Raw genomic sequence first — 16,375 nt, 5'->3', positions numbered from 1 at the left:
AATTGAACGCCTCATTCAAAACTCAAAATTTAGAACTTACTTCGTTCTCTATCCAAATTGACCTATTTCACGCAATCAAAAGGACACAAACTATGGCTTTGCTAAAAAGTATCGATTCCAAATTCTTCCACACTGAAATCCCCTATAAGCCAATGGGGAAATACGCCCACTTCCTCACTGTGCGGGTGACTGAGTCTTATCCACTCTTTCAGACCGATGGTGAATTAAATAAAGCACGAGTGCGTGCGGGTGTCGAAGACAAAAATACGATTAGCCGCTTGTCGATGTTTAAGCGCAAGCAGTCTACTCCAGAGCGGTTGGTTGGGAGAGAACTCCTTCGCACCTATGGTTTTGTGAAACCGGAAGAATGCGAGTACAACGTTGAATTTGGCATGGATAATCCCGATTGCATCATCTATGGGTTTGCGATTGGGGATTCTGGGTCTGAAAAATCCAAAGTAGTAGTCGATACGGCATTTTCCATCACCGCTTTCGACGAATCCCACGAAACGTTTACCCTAAATGCGCCCTTTGAAAACGGAACTATGGCGTCTAAAGGCGAGAAAGGCTCCAAACCTGGTGAAGTAACCAGCCGCATTAATCAGCAAGACCACATCCGTCCCCAGGTCTTCTTTCCCAGCATCGTCACCCTGAAAGACCCTACAGAAGCCAGTTTCCTCTATGTCTTCAACAACATTCTGAGAACGCGCCATTACGGTGCCCAAACTACTCGCACAGGCCGAGTGCGTAACGAGCTAATAGGTGTCGTATTTGCCGATGGTGAAATCGTCAGTAATCTACGCTGGACTCAAGCCATCTATGACCAGATGAAAGCCAATAGCACCCTTAAAGCTCCCGACCCGCTTGATGAAGATGATGTAGCTCAAGCTGCAAAGACTGCGATTCAATCCCTCATGAGCGAGGAATTCATTGTGCATACCGATTTCATTGGCGATGACTTTCAAACACTTTTGGCAGAAGTAAAGTCCTTGACCGCTAGCGAAGAGGGAATTCAATCCATCCTGAAACAAGCTGATGACGAGGCTAAAGCCTATGCTGAGAAACACATTGGTAAGAAAAAGACTGCTAGCGCGAGGTCATAGCCATGCCCCAGGTCTATCGCGGCACCTTAGAACTGCACGACAGCCTTTACTATGCTACGCGGGAAATCGGGCGGCTCTACGAAACGGAGCCAGTGCTGCATAACTACGCGCTCTGCTATGCCTTGGGGCTAGTGGATAGCGAAAAATATGCCACGACTGTAGGCGAAGACCATAGCTATCGCTATTTCTGCCCTGAACAGGTGCCCATGTATGAGGCCCATCTCACGCCGCTCAATCAGCAGGGCATTTACATTACTCCTGCCAGAGCGGTTCGTCATGCTGCTGTACTTAACACCTGGAAGTATGCAGACAACCGCTACCACGTTGAGATGCAGAAAACCCAGAAGAACATTCCTAGCTTTGGTCGGGCTAAGGAAATTGCCCCTGAAAGCCAATTTGAGTTTTTTGCTATTTCCCAGCGGCCTCTAACCTTTCCTCGCTGGATTCGGTTGGGCAAGTGGATGAGTAAGGCCGAAGTTGCCGTAAAGGAGCTACCAAACCCAAAACGTAGTTTTGCCAGGGAGTTTACCTTTCCTTATCCGCTCAATCCGCTGGATGTCATGTTTACCAATCAGGTGTTGAGCTACGACACTTTGAACATGCCACCCGTAAGCCTTATCCGAAATGTCCGCATGATCGGCGAGTTTTACTCATTTGAGGGATTGAGAGAGCCTCTAAAACTTCCTGCACAGATGGAATATCGCTTTAGCAGCTAATTTCTTTGAACCATGCCACACAGTCTTGTCCTCAATCTTTTACCCGAATCGCCTATTCCTCCAGGCTTCACTTCTGGTAAACATTTGCATGCCCTCTTTCTCAATCTGGTTAGCTCCGTCGATGTTGAGATGGGCAACCAACTGCACGCGAATCGGAGCAACAAATCCTTTACCCTCAGCCCCCTACAGCTTGCACAGCATTCATCGCGATCGCACTTGCCCAAGCCTAAAACTACCCGCACTGCCAAGCCACAGTCTCCGAGTTTGATGAGATGGCAATATCGGCAACCGGTTTCACCTGGAACTCCCTGCTGGTGGCGCATTTCGCTGCTGGATGATCGCCTGTTTGGTCGCTTAAGTCAGCTTTGGCTCAATCTCAATCCCAATCAACCCTGGCATCTGGGCCCCGCTGATTTACAGATCACCAGTATCCTAGGTACGCCCCAAAGTACGCAGCCCTGGGCCAACTTCTGCAACTATCAGCAGCTCTATGAGCAGGCTTCTGAGCGTGTTGACGCAGTTAGCTCGAAGGACGCTCGCAAACTGACGCTCCAGTTCTATACGCCGACGGCTTTTCGTCAGGGTAAATATGACTCGGCTCTGCCCACTCCAGAGCGCGTCTTTGGCAGCCTACTGCGACGCTGGAACCAGTACAGCGAGCTGTCCTTTTCGGATGAGATTCTGCACGTGATTCAGCCGAGCCAATTTGATATTGAAACCCAAGTCGCCACCGATCCGCGCGACCAGTTTCAGCATACGGGCGCGAAAACGAGTCCCTGCAATCAGTTCATGGGCTGCGTTGGCACGGTAACGTACCAGATTCTAGGTAACGTTGATGCCAGCACGATCAAGCAGTTGAATACGCTAGCTGACTTTGCCCTTTATGCGGGCGTGGGTCGAAAGACGACGATGGGTATGGGGATGTGCAAAAGGATTTAGTTAAGAGTTAGGAATTTTGAGTTTTGAGTTAAGTAGCTGCATTTATTTACATGCAGCTACTTAGGAGGTGATTTTCGTGGTTTTTACGATTGCGGTAAGAATGCGAATGATTTCGTCAGCTTGATCAATTTCTGATGTTAGATCGAGATTGGTCAACTCTGATTCCTGTAGGAGTCTTAACCAGTATTTGGTTTCTCGTGCTTCCTTTGAGGCAATCGACATTTTAGATAAGAAGTCTCGACGACTTTGGGCTGCTGTTGCTTCCTCAACATTGGCACCTATGCTAGTTCCGCTGCGTAACAACTGCTTAGAAAGAACGAACTCTTTCTGCTTATCCAGCTTTTGATAAAGCTCAATAATCCTTAAAGCAAACTCAAAACTTTTCCTCTGAATAACGCTTTCAGCCACAACCGTACCCTATACCCAAAAACCTAGAATTCCCAACTCATGAACTCTAAATTCAAAACTCAAAACTCAAAACTCATGACTAAACCCGACCCAGTTCCTATCGCTGCCCTTAACCAATATGCCTACTGTCCCCATCGCTGCTGGCGCATGTTCTGTACCGATGGCTTTGTGGATAATCAATACACGGTTGAAGGCACGAGCCTGCATGACCGGGTGCATACCGTGGGGCAGGAGAGTCGTCCTGAAACGCGGCAAGTGCGAGCGGTGTGGCTCAAAAGCGATCGCTATGGCTTGATTGGCAAATCGGATCTGATTGAAGAGATGGATGGCACCCTGTATCCGGTCGAGTACAAGCGCGGCAAACGGGGCGAGTTTGATAATGATGAGCTGCAAGTCTGCGCTCAAGCGCTGTGTTTGGAAGATATGACGGGGCAATCGATTGGCCAAGGCTATATCTACTACGCCCAGTCCCATCAGCGGCAATTAGTTGAGATTTCTGAGTCACTCCGAGCGACTGCGATCGCAACGATTGAGGCCGTACAAACTCTATTCCAAACGGGCAAAATGCCGCCTGCCATCTACAGCAAACGCTGCCGGGGTTGCAGTTTATATCAGCCGTGTTTACCCCAAGCACAACAAAAAGTGAGCCGATATCGAGAAAGCGATTAAAAAAGTTAGAAGTTAAAAGGTTTGAGTGTTGAATTTTGAATTGCTAACTCAAAACTCAACACTCAAAACTAATAATTAATAATTAAAGAAATGGGAACCGTCTACATAACAACCGATGATGCCTTCATTGGCAAGACCGACGAGCGCCTGCGCGTCCGCTCGAATCGGCAGACGATTCTGGATGTGCCGATGATCAAGGTCGATGGTGTGGTGGTGCTGGGGCGGGCTACGGTGTCACCAGCGGCGTTGATGGAGCTGCTTGAACGCAAGATTCCGCTCAGTTTTCTGACCGGAACCGGGCGCTATCTGGGGCGTTTGGAACCGCCTCTGACCAACAATATTTTTGTGCGAGCCGCTCAGTGGCAGGCAGCGGGGCAGACGGAGCCAGCGGTTCATGTCGTCCAAGGCTTTATCCGGGGCAAGCTGAAGAACTATCGCAATAGCTTGTTGCGATCGCAACGGGATACGGGGGCGAATCTGCACTCGGCGATCACAAAGCTGGAACAGACCATTGCACCGATCAACAAGACTCAATCGATTGACTCGCTACGGGGCTTGGAGGGCGCAGGCAGTGCGGCTTACTTTGGTAGCTTCAATCAGCTCATTCGCGTGCCGGATTTCACATTCAAGACTCGCCAGCGGCGGCCACCAACCGATCCGGTGAATGCCTTGCTGAGCTTTGGCTATGCGATTCTGCGACACGATATTCAAAGCGCCGTTAACATCGTTGGCTTTGATCCCTATCTGGGCTACCTCCATACCCAGCGCTATGGCCGACCATCTCTCGTACTGGACTTGATGGAAGAGTTTCGTCCGTTGGTGGTGGATGCAGTAGTATTGACAGCGATCAACCGTAAGTCTTTGCTGCCAAAGGATTTCGAGAGTGAGCCGTTGAGTCGAGCCGTGTCACTGTCGGATGAGGGTCGCCGCACGTTCTTGCGCCTGTACGAACAGAAAAAGCAGTCGAAGTTCAAGCATCCAGTCATGGGCCGACAATGTACGTACCAAGAGGCGTTTGAGATTCAGGCTCGACTGCTAGCGAAGTATTTGATGCAGGACATTGAGAAGTATCCACCGCTGATTTTGAAATAAGTAAAGGGGTGGATGAGTAGATGAGTGGATGAGTGAACTGTAAACACCCTCCCACCCATCTACCCTCCCACCCGTCTACCCATCTACTCCCATGCACATTGTTGTCTCTTACGATATCTCAGACGATAAGCGCCGCACTCGTATTCATAAGGTGCTCAAGTCCTATGGGCAGTGGATGCAGTTCAGTTTGTTTGAGTGTGATGTAACGGAGACGGAATATGCCAAGTTGCGATCGCGGCTGAATCGAATGATTAAGCCAGAGCAGGACAGTATCCGGTTCTATTTTCTGTGCGCCTGCTGTTCCAATAAGGTAGAACGGATTGGTGGGGAGCCGGTTCGCGATGATTCCATCTTCTTTGCCTGATTGCGCGGATGGGGTGGTCTCAAATCTGCGATTCGGACTAAAGCAGGCTGAATGGCTTACCTGGCAAGGGATACAGATGATTGAACTGAGATTAGGGTTCGCGCAATGGCTGAACGATAGACACGACAAGGCATTTAGGATTTTTAACTGATGTGGTTTTCCATCGCTCTCCAGTTTCGATACGATAATATGAGCGATTCGCGCATTCGCACCTTGAAAACTAAATATAATAAGCAGTACGGCCTCCCGCTGTCGCGATCACCCTCAAACCCTCTCAGGGATTGAAACAAGCCATCTTCCAACGCTCCATTTTCCGTTGAAACCGTCGCGATCACCCTCAAACCCTCTCAGGGATTGAAACCCTGCCCCTTGCCCGTGACCAACCCCCCAATTGCCGTCGCGATCACCCTCAAACCCTCTCAGGGATTGAAACAGCAGTGCGATCGCACCCACCACTGCCCCAATTGGTCGCGATCACCCTCAAACCCTCTCAGGGATTGAAACTCCACCTGCTGCCAGCGCTGCAAGCACTCTTCGCGAGGTCGCGATCACCCTCAAACCCTCTCAGGGATTGAAACGCCCTGTAGCTTGTACCTCAAAGGTGCTTGCAGCGCACCCCTGTCGCGATCACCCTCAAACCCTCTCAGGGATTGAAACGACAGTGTTGGCTCAGCGTTCAACGCGGCTAAGGAGTCGCGATCACCCTCAAACCCTCTCAGGGATTGAAACTCGGGATTGAGCAAATTAAATCCTGTGCCTGGGCCAGTCGCGATCACCCTCAAACCCTCTCAGGGATTGAAACAAAAAGGGTCATCCTCGAATGCGTAACCCTTGGTACAGTCGCGATCACCCTCAAACCCTCTCAGGGATTGAAACGCCATCTTTATCCCACCTAAGCGGGGCTAACAAAGTCGCGATCACCCTCAAACCCTCTCAGGGATTGAAACCTCAATCTGGTACCAGTACGCCGTTGATATTCCAGGTCGCGATCACCCTCAAACCCTCTCAGGGATTGAAACAAAGAAGCAACCATACTTGCGGCCTTGACGAGCATTGTCGCGATCACCCTCAAACCCTCTCAGGGATTGAAACATGAGTCTTGCCTGAGCCGGCTTGACCGATGATTAGGGGTCGCGATCACCCTCAAACCCTCTCAGGGATTGAAACACTGTCGCTATGACCTGAGCCAGATGGCTCGCAAGAAAGTCGCGATCACCCTCAAACCCTCTCAGGGATTGAAACAATCTGACCGTTTAAGCAGCGCTGCGATCGCGATTGCCGAGCGGCGTGTTGAGGATGATCGCGATCGCTTGTCGCGTCGCGATCACCCTCAAACCCTCTCAGGGATTGAAACAATCTGACCGTTTAAGCGGCGCTGCGATCGCGGGCAGGGTCGCGATCACCCTCAAACCCTCTCAGGGATTGAAACATGAACAGCAAAACCTACTGGAGGCTTCCCGCGATGTTTGGTCGCGATCACCCTCAAACCCTCTCAGGGATTGAAACGTCTAGGTCGCCATCGGTTAGGCCAAGGTCGTTGTAGTCGCGATCACCCTCAAACCCTCTCAGGGATTGAAACGCTTCGCAGCAATAAGAACGGCAACAACACTGACGGTCGCGATCACCCTCAAACCCTCTCAGGGATTGAAACAAATCATTGCCGAATTGATGCTCGATGGCGTTTAGTCGCGATCACCCTCAAACCCTCTCAGGGATTGAAACCGATTCTAGCGGGCAGCTTCTACCCATCGAAAACATCCTGGGTCGCGATCACCCTCAAACCCTCTCAGGGATTGAAACCAAGCCGCTGATCCGCGATATTTTCCCAGCGGGCGAGGGAGTCGCGATCACCCTCAAACCCTCTCAGGGATTGAAACATGTTGAATGGTTTTCACCTATTGCTTTAGAGCTGAAGAGGTCGCGATCACCCTCAAACCCTCTCAGGGATTGAAACGCTGATGGTCAACCGAGAACGGTCGATGTTCTTGGGTGTCGCGATCACCCTCAAACCCTCTCAGGGATTGAAACCTCGTCATGAGTGAATGCGATCAGCTAAAAAAAGGTCGCGATCACCCTCAAACCCTCTCAGGGATTGAAACCAGAGCTAAAATTCCAATATTTAAGGGCTTAAGATTGTCGCGATCACCCTCAAACCCTCTCAGGGATTGAAACAAAAAACTGCGTTGGCGGTTACGGCCCAGCTATCGGTCGCGATCACCCTCAAACCCTCTCAGGGATTGAAACCGATGCTCCCAAGTACCATCAGCACCTCTACGATACGTCGCGATCACCCTCAAACCCTCTCAGGGATTGAAACAGCCCCAGCATTGAAACGGCGCTGAACAAAGCTCAGTGTCGCGATCACCCTCAAACCCTCTCAGGGATTGAAACTTGCCGCCCACTCCGTTGTGAGTGGCGATCAGCAGGTCGCGATCACCCTCAAACCCTCTCAGGGATTGAAACTGAAATTCAAGAACCAGCCAAGTCCGCGTTTGCGGCTGCCTTGGCTCCTAGTCGCGATCACCCTCAAACCCTCTCAGGGATTGAAACCGATATTCTCAACAGCCCGCCAATCAACCGTTTCGGTCGCGATCACCCTCAAACCCTCTCAGGGATTGAAACCGCTTTCGCTATCCAGACGAAACAGACTGGCAGCAAGTCAAGTCGCGATCACATCTGGACTATCCGATCGCTCATGGATTCTTCAGGTCGCGATCACCCTCAAACCCTCTCAGGGATTGAAACCGCTTTCGCTATCCAGACGAAACAGACTGGCAGCAAGTCAAGTCGCGATCACCCTCAAACCCTCTCAGGGATTGAAACCTACTGGATCAGTTCAAAACCAATCCCCAAAATCGGAGTCGCGATCACCCTCAAACCCTCTCAGGGATTGAAACAACGGGCTAGTTGGGCAAAAGTTTGAGGATCTAATAAGTCGCGATCACCCTCAAACCCTCTCAGGGATTGAAACTTGATGATGATCCGGAGGATATTGCCACGCTAAAAGTCGCGATCACCCTCAAACCCTCTCAGGGATTGAAACCAGCAGCTTATCGATGCCTACAAAGATGAAATGCTGTCGCGATCACCCTCAAACCCTCTCAGGGATTGAAACTCCTATACTTCGTGGGAAGAAGGATACCAATTGCAGCTAGTCGCGATCACCCTCAAACCCTCTCAGGGATTGAAACCTCCACTGGTTATCAGCCACATAAAGGACTCCTGTTTGTCGCGATCACCCTCAAACCCTCTCAGGGATTGAAACTGAAGCGCCCTGAAGATTCCGCCGTTAAAATCCGGCACGTCGCGATCACCCTCAAACCCTCTCAGGGATTGAAACGCTTCCTCGGTCGCCTTCTAGATTCACCCAAAACGTCGCGATCACCCTCAAACCCTCTCAGGGATTGAAACAAACGATGCAGCCACAGACACCCCCCAAGCAAACTGCGTCGCGATCACCCTCAAACCCTCTCAGGGATTGAAACTGTGATGTTGACGCTCAGGACTCCACCAGTTAAAGGTCGCGATCACCCTCAAACCCTCTCAGGGATTGAAACCTAGTGCATCACACCAAAAAGCTGACAGTAGACAACGTCGCGATCACCCTCAAACCCTCTCAGGGATTGAAACCGATCTACTGGTTAGCAGGCCGGATCGCCCTCTCGTCGCGATCACCCTCAAACCCTCTCAGGGATTGAAACCACCCCCCTAATGATGATAAGACTGTTAGTAAAGACGGTCGCGATCACCCTCAAACCCTCTCAGGGATTGAAACAGGCCGCATACCGATGCGAGTCAATCAGTCGTCAAGTCGCGATCACCCTCAAACCCTCTCAGGGATTGAAACACTGATGGCCATGACGCTGGCGCTCGCCGTCGCCAGGTCGCGATCACCCTCAAACCCTCTCAGGGATTGAAACCTGGCCCTGCTGGTCGCCCCGGTGTGGCTGGCCGTCGTCGCGATCACCCTCAAACCCTCTCAGGGATTGAAACGCCTAGAAAATAAAACTGTTCTCCCGGTGCTCCCGCGTCGCGATCACCCTCAAACCCTCTCAGGGATTGAAACATTTGGGCTTGATGGCAACCCACTACAAGTTCCTCAAGTCGCGATCACCCTCAAACCCTCTCAGGGATTGAAACAAGAGAATTCAAAGACCGTCCTGGTGACCACTATTGTCGCGATCACCCTCAAACCCTCTCAGGGATTGAAACCGGGTTCTGCACGAACGATCGCAGGTGGATCGAACGTCGCGATCACCCTCAAACCCTCTCAGGGATTGAAACTCCAGCTTCAACAGTGACAGTGAGCTGTCCACCAGTCGCGATCACCCTCAAACCCTCTCAGGGATTGAAACACTCAATCTGGATGTGCTAGACGCCGCCCTGCAAAATCACGTCGCGATCACCCTCAAACCCTCTCAGGGATTGAAACTGTAATTCGAGAGAGAGAGCAGAAATGGGACTAGACGGGCAGTCGCGATCACCCTCAAACCCTCTCAGGGATTGAAACTGAAGCTTGGGGCGGCACACAGCGCATCGTTCTAGGTCGCGATCACCCTCAAACCCTCTCAGGGATTGAAACTACAGACGGGCACTCTCTATTAGCAAGTGAGGAAGGTCGCGATCACCCTCAAACCCTCTCAGGGATTGAAACAGCGCGAGCTGCGGCACCAATTGCCTGCCGAGCGGTACTGGTCGCGATCACCCTCAAACCCTCTCAGGGATTGAAACGATAGCTGTTTGAGCTTTACGGTCAGCGCGAGCTGCGGCAGTCGCGATCACCCTCAAACCCTCTCAGGGATTGAAACAAACCATTATCGACTTTTTGGGCAAGCTGTTTAGCTCCATGTCGCGATCACCCTCAAACCCTCTCAGGGATTGAAACAGAACGCGGGGTGATATGCCGTTAATTGAGTCTGAGTCGCGATCACCCTCAAACCCTCTCAGGGATTGAAACGGCACTGAGGCAGTATTCAACACATTTGGGACAGACGTCGCGATCACCCTCAAACCCTCTCAGGGATTGAAACTTCTCTATATTCAGCGCTAGGGATAAACCAATGAAATACCCCGCCGCAAGCGGACGGGGTATCAGAATCAAAAAAGAGCAAGTTGATTATCCCGATGCAATTTGAGGTAATCTTTGCCTTGGGCTTGAACATATTTGGCGATCATTCCTTCATCCCCGTGGCGGCCTACTGTACTCGCAAAATATCCATCACTCCAAAACTCGCCTCCCCAAAGTTTCTGCTTCACTTGAGGGCATCGTTTGAAGACTTCTCGTGCAGTTAAACTTTTCAGCATCGTTACCAGTTTGGTCACACTATAGGTCGGCACGGACTGCACTAGAAAATGGACATGGTCTTTGTCCACTCCAATTTCGACAAACTTCACCTCGTAGCGTTTCTCGATTTCGAGGCAGACCTCTCGCAGAACCGCATCTACTTGCTCATCAAACACAACCCGTCGATACTTTGCTGGAAACACTAAGTGGTATAGCAAAACTGTTACGTTATGACTCTTGTGGATGTACTCACTCATTCTTAGATCTTACGCCGCAGAGCGGCGGGGAATGGACCCCAAGAGATTCAAGTCGCGATCACCCTCAAACCCTCTCAGGGATTGAAACTTCTAATTGCTGAAATGGCAACATCAACCTTGCCGTGTCGCGATCACCCTCAAACCCTCTCAGGGATTGAAACTTCAGAAAAGCCAAACGAAGGAGTCCCAAGGTTGACCACATGTCGCGATCACCCTCAAACCCTCTCAGGGATTGAAACTACATACTCCAGATGGTACGGCGTTGATGGCTTTAAGTCGCGATCACCCTCAAACCCTCTCAGGGATTGAAACCAATTATGGCGAGACGTTACAGACGGATTCTAGAGTCGCGATCACCCTCAAACCCTCTCAGGGATTGAAACGCCTGTAGCCCTTGGTGAAGCTCGGCACATTCACGTCGCAACAACCCCCAAACCCCTGTCACTCAATCTCTTATCTTGCCAAAAGTTAAGCTTGCTGGTGACGACGGCTTCAGTCTCGGCTAGCGTCACGTCGCTTAATCAAAGGATAATTCTTCTGCTAAGGGTACTGCAGCGATCGCCGCTCCCCCTACGGTCATCGCTTGAGTAATCTGTGCAAACCGCTGAAAATCTCGCTGTTCCAGCTTTGAATCTAACTGGTTCTCGGACTGACTAAACACTATACCCCTGCCCTCGTTAGCGATGATTTTCAATGCATCTCTTCCTACTTGCACCCGATAATGTTTTCCCTGGTAGTCATCGGTACCCAAAGCCTCTGCGAGACTCTTCGCCAGAAATCCAATCCGCTGACTCTGCTCAGCATGTTTTTGCTCCGCTTCTACACTCCCTAGAACAGGTTCAGGACTATGGCGCATCGCTGCGATCACCCGTTGCTGCTCAAGGGCAATATCACCTCGATTCGTAACCATTACCTTCGGTGAGTCACCCGCAGCATCTGCCCTCTCTACCTCAAACTGAAGCAGGGCTGTCTGAGTCTGGGCATCTGAGAGAGTGAAGCGATCTTGTCCCTGCGCCTCAACTTGGAAGCCCTGATACTCATAGGCTTTTTCCTGAGTGCGGGCAAAGCCCCGATCAAAAACCTCCAGTGCCGCCCGGGCCATCCGTTGCTCCTGAATTGCCTGAGGTCTTGAGGATAGCCACTGTCCTGCCCTTTCGAGCCGCTTCCCAAAGGTTTCGATGGTTTCTTTCAGGGCATCCGGTCTTGATGCAATCCATTGCCCTCCTTTCTCTAAGCCATGCCCCATCGATTCAACCGTTTTGGTGAGACCTTCCTGAGCTGCATTCGACAGGGTTTGTGGCAAAGCTTTGAACTCCTCACTCTCTAATCCTTTGCGAAGCTGACCCATAGATTTAGTCGCTTGTTCTCCCAAATCTTCAGCCAATCGCTGGAAAAATTGGCGACTAGCTCCCTCTACCATCGCCGCACACTGCATCTGAATCACTTGGATTGCACCTAAAGACTGATTCGTTTTGGGTTCGGCAGTTTCTAATTGGGGCTTTATAGAGAAGTCGCCTGACTGACCAGGTTGAACGGAGGGTTCCTTCAATGGTGGGGCTGTATCAGCTTCGGGGGTGTCCTCAATCATTGGCTCCAGACCAAAACTATTCTCTGGAACGGCTTCTGCCTTCGGCATCTCACGCCACATCCAGACCTGCTCCTTGATCCAACCCTGAAGGGTCTCAGCTGCCTTAGGTGAAACCTGCTCTGGCATCTCAACGTAGCCATTTACTGCCGTCAAGAGCACGCTATCATCCTGCACTAAACTTAGGAAGTTCCCTTCCTGGTGAAGGTCAAGGTCACCTAAGCTGGCTTCGGTGAGAGAAGCCTGTCCATCAAGTGGGTCAATCAAAGCCTGAGCGATTTGCGCGATCGCATCTAAGTCCACAACTTCATCTAGCCCTATGCAAGGATCAATAATTGGGCTTTCAGGGTCAGGCGACAACTCCACAGGCGTAACGGCCTCAGCTGTTTGCTCCTGCTGAAAAACATTTACAGAAACTCCCCCGTCCCGCTCCTGCCGAAAGAGAATTTCATCTCCCTGCCGAATCTCAATCGCGGGCACTTTGTTTAGAGCGACTGAGCTTCTGGGATCTACAGGCTCAATCAATGCCGTCAGAATCATCTCAGCCCGGTCTTCGCTTAGCTCATGTCGTTGCTCTCCAGAAGCTAACTCACCCAATACAATTCGTCTACCCAGATAGATTTTGAGGGTCTCTTCGGTTGCGGTGGATTCAGCTAACGTTTGCATCAGCCTATCTTGAGCTGAGCCAGCGATCGGTTGAATCGTATCTATAGACGGACTAACCATTTCCATGAGATGAATCTCCTGAAGTGATTGGAGTAAGTAAGGCTTGAGAAAGCGGGGATGGAGCTAATCGCCCCAGTAACTGATCTAACTCGGCCATGACCTGGATGCGATTCACCACAATTTCACCCTTGATTAAAAACAGCGCCATCTGATCATCGAAGCGAACCTCAACGAAAGGCGGCTGATAGTTCACCGAACAGGGCCTGAGAAAAGTAATTTGCCCCCGCTCGCTACGGATAAACAGAACGTCATCAAAGAGAATATCCACCACGGCTGGGGTGTACCCAGACGGAAAAGGATGCTTCTGGCGATCGATCATTAAAGCATCCGTGATTTCAGGTTCTTGATTGAGGAGTGCGATCGCATCTTCAGACAGCGACCACTCATTCAGATTTGAAGTGTGCTTCATAAAATTTTTCAATAGAAATAGTTCAAGCTGCTCAATTGCTCAATGCGACAGAAACGACCGTAATGAGCAAATTCTAAAGAGAGGATGTGACCTCAATATGGAAGATTTGGGACAGTTGGGTCACATTAGTTGGTCATCAAATTAGCGGACATCATTCACAGCTTGGCCATAATTTCGACGTAGAGTAAGCACATATAGGCCAAACGTATGACTTCTGAACAGTGCTCTGCTGGTACCTGCTACGCCACTGGACTTCGTCAAAGTCTGCCGCGTCCCCTATTAAAGATCTCTGCCAGGATTCACAAACAGCCTGCCGCTCAAGGACAGGCCAGATCCTGTTGCATCCAGGTTCCTTTATTCAGGCCGCATTGGCTGGCTTTAGGAGAGGCCATGACTCAGTTTGTGAGCAAACGAGAAATTTCACAGCACCTTAAACTCAGCGATACAACCCTGAAACGGTATCGCCTGTCAGGGGTTTGGATTGAAGGTATTCATTGGATTCGCATCAATAGTCGCTGCACTCGGTACAACTTAGATCTAATTGACGATTGGATGCACAATATTCAAAATCCAGCAGCACACAAACGTGCTATTGAAAACCAACAAGCATCTCTACTAAGTTCTCAGAATCCCCAGAAGCTGAAGAACTCAAAAAAGTCAACCAATCGGTTATAGACTAAAACTCAGGGACATGGATTTGGTCAACTGGTTTTGCGTAAACTCGATCAATCATTGCCGCCGAATTCCCAACCCATTTAGCAATTTGGACACTGGCAATATTAGCTTCTCGGCAAAGGCTACAGAAAGTATGTCTTGTCTGATATGGGTTTCGATATTCTATCTCGGGTAGCTTAGCAAGGACAGATTGCCAGGCTCGACTCGTAAAGTTGTGCCAATCAATATGTTTCCCTTTTGGACTCGGAAAAACCAGCGCTTCTGAATCAGATTGCTCTTTACGCAGTGACTCCAACAACTCTGCTAACTGGCCATTGATCGGAAACTTTCTGCGCTCCTGTGTCTTCAGACCACTTTTTAAGACGAGGCCACGTTTGCCAGAGTAAATCAGTGCCTGTTCAAAGCTGATATGAGATGGAGTTATATGCTTCCATTGGAGTGCGACGGCTTCAGACGGGCGGCAACCAGTCAAAAACAAAAATTTAATGAGCGGAGTGTAGTGCTGGTAATATTTGTTGGTCGCAAATGCGTGAATGAGTTTATCTCGTTCTTCACGAGTAAAGGGGAAAATCTCTTCTTCTTCCGTGCTCGTTTTTTTGACCTTGACTTCACCAGATAACCCATCAAAAGGATTGGAGCCTAGCAAACCAGATTTCTTGGCCCATTTGCAGCTTGCCGACAAGTGCATCAGGATCCGCTTTGAGGAGCCAGCAGGCACATGAGCGCTTAACCAGTCAAAAATAGCCTGTGATTCAGCAGGAGAGTTATACGGGCAACGCTCAATATGGTTGGCTACCCAGTCATACATTCTGAGAGTGGCAGGAGATTTGCCGATTTTTCTCGCATCCGTATATCTAACCCAAATGTCTAATAGATCAATCGCTGGATCTATGAGTGAAGGTTCGGAATCTTCTGGTGTGAGAGGCGACTCAGGTTTATATCGTGTCAGATTTTCAGGTTGAAACTCTCCGTAGGCAATATCCCGTTCAATTTCTAGGGCCTTATCCTGTGCTTGCTTACGGTTGAAGGGAGTATCTCCCAGCCCTGTTGATAGAAAATGGCGCTTTCCTTCAACCGTAAAGACCAACTGAAGTCGATTATTGCTACTTCTGACTTGAACCGTCCCAGACCTAGCTTTTCGACGCTTTTTAGCTGGAGATGAGAGGACTTGAGCCATGTGGGTAGACCCTACAGTAGATAAATATCAGTTTAGCTCTCTTTATCTCAATCTTTATCTCAATCTTTATCTCAATCTGGCCCAATTCTTCCCAAAAAGCTCAAACTGTTTTCGTCCTCAGTCCCAAAAAGAACAGGTAAAGCCCCTAGCTAGCAAGGATTTTACTCGTTTCACATAAAAGCTGGTGACAAGACTCGAACTTGCGACCGGCTGATTACAAATCAGCTGCTCTACCAACTGAGCTACACCAGCAAACGTTTTCTAACTATAGCAGATTAGCATCAACTTAAATTACGATTCAACGTTAATCCAACGTTAAATAGTTGCCTACTCGACACGCACATAGGCTCTGACACGAAGAGAAGACGATACCAATATCAATCTTCTACTGGTGCAGACATAGGGGTACTTTGGGGCAATTTTTCAAGATGGACGTAACTGGACTCGAACCAGTGACCTCCACGATGTCAACGTGGCGCTCTAACCAACTGAGCTATACGTCCTAACGGACTTTCAAAGATAGCATGAAGCTCTCGATTAGTGCAAGCAGCTTCCATGTACCGAAATCGTTGCCGATTATGTATTCAATTTTACTCTATGCAATGCTCTGTAACATAAATTTGCTTGCACATTTTTTGCCAATTGAATTGGAACGTGAGATGTGAGCAGTTCCCCGGCTGAACGTTCAAACCTAACTAGCGAAGAAGCAGTAGACGTTATCCAATCTGAAGCAGGGGTTTGTTCAGCGGATTTTACGTATTGCGTCGTTTTTGAGCACGTTTGAGGTAAATATGCAAGCCTTGTTCTCACTGAAAATGTCTGGTAATATCCGGCCCTAGATGTGTGTTCTATGTAGAAGAAAAACTTTTTCTGTTTGTGTAAGTACGTAGAAACTAATGATAAACTCCAGTAAATTCCATCATTCCTCGTAATGACTTCAGTGGAATTACTTGGAAAGGCATCATTGCTCA

Annotated in this window: 12 protein-coding genes, 2 tRNA genes and 2 CRISPR repeat arrays; of the genes, 7 read left to right on the top strand and 7 right to left on the bottom strand. The window is 49.6% G+C overall.

Annotated elements, in window-relative coordinates; all coding sequences use genetic code 11:
- Positions 1-92: 92 nt before the first annotated feature.
- The 3 genes from cas7d to cas6 are packed head-to-tail and all read left to right on the top strand — an operon-like array spanning position 93 to position 2,758.
- Positions 93-1,103, top strand: coding sequence for a type I-D CRISPR-associated protein Cas7/Csc2 (gene cas7d, locus AC286M_RS19885; RefSeq protein WP_488206044.1), 1,011 nt, complete (start codon positions 93-95; stop codon positions 1,101-1,103).
- Between the two features lie 2 nt (positions 1,104-1,105).
- On the top strand, positions 1,106-1,819 hold the full coding sequence (gene cas5d / locus AC286M_RS19880; protein WP_488206043.1) for a type I-D CRISPR-associated protein Cas5/Csc1: 714 nt from the start codon (positions 1,106-1,108) through the stop codon (positions 1,817-1,819).
- Positions 1,820-1,831: 12 nt separating this feature from the next.
- Positions 1,832-2,758: a CRISPR-associated endoribonuclease Cas6 gene (gene cas6, locus AC286M_RS19875; protein WP_488206042.1), complete on the top strand. Its 927-nt coding sequence runs from the start codon at positions 1,832-1,834 to the stop codon at positions 2,756-2,758.
- A gap of 60 nt (positions 2,759-2,818) precedes the next feature.
- On the opposite strand, the gene AC286M_RS19870 is transcribed toward cas6, so the two are convergent.
- Entirely contained in the window at positions 2,819-3,166 is a 348-nt protein-coding gene (locus AC286M_RS19870; protein WP_488206041.1) for a four helix bundle protein, read from the bottom strand.
- A gap of 75 nt (positions 3,167-3,241) precedes the next feature.
- Here AC286M_RS19870 and cas4 point away from each other — a divergent pair, with 75 nt between their 5' ends.
- From cas4 to cas2, 3 genes are all read left to right on the top strand, one after another.
- A complete protein-coding gene (gene cas4 / locus AC286M_RS19865) occupies positions 3,242-3,835 on the top strand; it encodes a CRISPR-associated protein Cas4 (RefSeq protein ID WP_488206040.1) in 594 nt (197 codons plus the stop codon).
- Positions 3,836-3,925: 90 nt separating this feature from the next.
- Positions 3,926-4,927 (top strand): type I-D CRISPR-associated endonuclease Cas1d, encoded by a 1,002-nt coding sequence (gene cas1d, locus AC286M_RS19860; protein WP_488206039.1) that lies wholly within the window; start codon positions 3,926-3,928, stop codon positions 4,925-4,927.
- A gap of 91 nt (positions 4,928-5,018) precedes the next feature.
- The gene (cas2, locus tag AC286M_RS19855) at positions 5,019-5,291 is read left to right on the top strand and encodes a CRISPR-associated endonuclease Cas2 (RefSeq protein WP_488206038.1); all 273 of its coding nucleotides are present in this window, start codon (positions 5,019-5,021) and stop codon (positions 5,289-5,291) included.
- A gap of 251 nt (positions 5,292-5,542) precedes the next feature.
- Positions 5,543-10,321: direct repeats of the CRISPR family, unit length 37 nt; unit sequence GTCGCGATCACCCTCAAACCCTCTCAGGGATTGAAAC.
- Between the two features lie 67 nt (positions 10,322-10,388).
- Here cas2 and tnpA read toward each other — a convergent pair.
- The 3 genes from tnpA to AC286M_RS19840 all read right to left on the bottom strand — a co-directional run bounded on the left by tnpA (position 10,389) and on the right by AC286M_RS19840 (position 13,552).
- Positions 10,389-10,832 carry an IS200/IS605 family transposase gene (gene tnpA, locus AC286M_RS19850; protein WP_488202591.1) on the bottom strand — a complete coding sequence of 148 codons (444 nt, stop codon included), beginning with the start codon at positions 10,830-10,832 and terminating at the stop codon, positions 10,389-10,391.
- Positions 10,833-10,882: 50 nt separating this feature from the next.
- Positions 10,883-11,215: direct repeats of the CRISPR family, unit length 37 nt; unit sequence GTCGCGATCACCCTCAAACCCTCTCAGGGATTGAAAC.
- A gap of 134 nt (positions 11,216-11,349) precedes the next feature.
- Positions 11,350-13,149, bottom strand: coding sequence for a hypothetical protein (locus AC286M_RS19845; RefSeq protein WP_488206037.1), 1,800 nt, complete (start codon positions 13,147-13,149; stop codon positions 11,350-11,352).
- Complete coding sequence (locus tag AC286M_RS19840; protein ID WP_488206036.1) at positions 13,136-13,552, bottom strand: hypothetical protein; 417 nt, start codon at positions 13,550-13,552, stop codon at positions 13,136-13,138. Before AC286M_RS19840 ends, AC286M_RS19845 begins: the two co-directional genes overlap by 14 nt.
- A 207-nt stretch (positions 13,553-13,759) precedes the next feature.
- Between AC286M_RS19840 and AC286M_RS19835 the strand changes: the two genes are divergently transcribed.
- Positions 13,760-14,227 carry a helix-turn-helix transcriptional regulator gene (locus tag AC286M_RS19835; protein WP_488206035.1) on the top strand — a complete coding sequence of 156 codons (468 nt, stop codon included), beginning with the start codon at positions 13,760-13,762 and terminating at the stop codon, positions 14,225-14,227.
- A 1-nt stretch (position 14,228) separates the two neighbouring features.
- Here the strand turns inward: AC286M_RS19835 and AC286M_RS19830 are convergent, their stop codons facing one another.
- The 3 genes from AC286M_RS19830 to AC286M_RS19820 form a co-directional block, all read right to left on the bottom strand.
- Positions 14,229-15,404, bottom strand: coding sequence for an Arm DNA-binding domain-containing protein (locus AC286M_RS19830; RefSeq protein WP_488206034.1), 1,176 nt, complete (start codon positions 15,402-15,404; stop codon positions 14,229-14,231).
- A gap of 179 nt (positions 15,405-15,583) precedes the next feature.
- Positions 15,584-15,656: transfer RNA gene (locus tag AC286M_RS19825), tRNA-Thr, on the bottom strand.
- A gap of 177 nt (positions 15,657-15,833) precedes the next feature.
- Positions 15,834-15,907 (bottom strand) — tRNA-Val (locus tag AC286M_RS19820).
- Between the last annotated feature and the right edge of the window lie 468 nt (positions 15,908-16,375).

Source organism: Thainema salinarum CENA647, assembly GCF_057732415.1.
The sequence above is the reverse complement of the archived record's forward strand: the minus strand, read 5'-3'. Positions and strand labels throughout refer to the sequence as shown.

Excerpts from the sequence above, each read along its gene's own strand:
- cas7d (WP_488206044.1), top strand. The coding sequence starts at position 93 with ATGGCTTTGCTAAAAAGTATCGATTCCAAATTCTTCCACACTGAAATC.
- cas5d (WP_488206043.1), top strand. The coding sequence starts at position 1,106 with ATGCCCCAGGTCTATCGCGGCACCTTAGAACTGCACGACAGCCTTTAC.
- cas6 (WP_488206042.1), top strand. The coding sequence starts at position 1,832 with ATGCCACACAGTCTTGTCCTCAATCTTTTACCCGAATCGCCTATTCCT.
- cas4 (WP_488206040.1), top strand. The coding sequence starts at position 3,242 with ATGACTAAACCCGACCCAGTTCCTATCGCTGCCCTTAACCAATATGCC.
- cas1d (WP_488206039.1), top strand. The coding sequence starts at position 3,926 with ATGGGAACCGTCTACATAACAACCGATGATGCCTTCATTGGCAAGACC.
- cas2 (WP_488206038.1), top strand. The coding sequence starts at position 5,019 with ATGCACATTGTTGTCTCTTACGATATCTCAGACGATAAGCGCCGCACT.
- tnpA (WP_488202591.1), bottom strand. The coding sequence starts at position 10,832 with ATGAGTGAGTACATCCACAAGAGTCATAACGTAACAGTTTTGCTATAC.
- AC286M_RS19845 (WP_488206037.1), bottom strand. The coding sequence starts at position 13,149 with ATGGAAATGGTTAGTCCGTCTATAGATACGATTCAACCGATCGCTGGC.
- AC286M_RS19840 (WP_488206036.1), bottom strand. The coding sequence starts at position 13,552 with ATGAAGCACACTTCAAATCTGAATGAGTGGTCGCTGTCTGAAGATGCG.
- AC286M_RS19835 (WP_488206035.1), top strand. The coding sequence starts at position 13,760 with ATGACTTCTGAACAGTGCTCTGCTGGTACCTGCTACGCCACTGGACTT.
- AC286M_RS19830 (WP_488206034.1), bottom strand. The coding sequence starts at position 15,404 with ATGGCTCAAGTCCTCTCATCTCCAGCTAAAAAGCGTCGAAAAGCTAGG.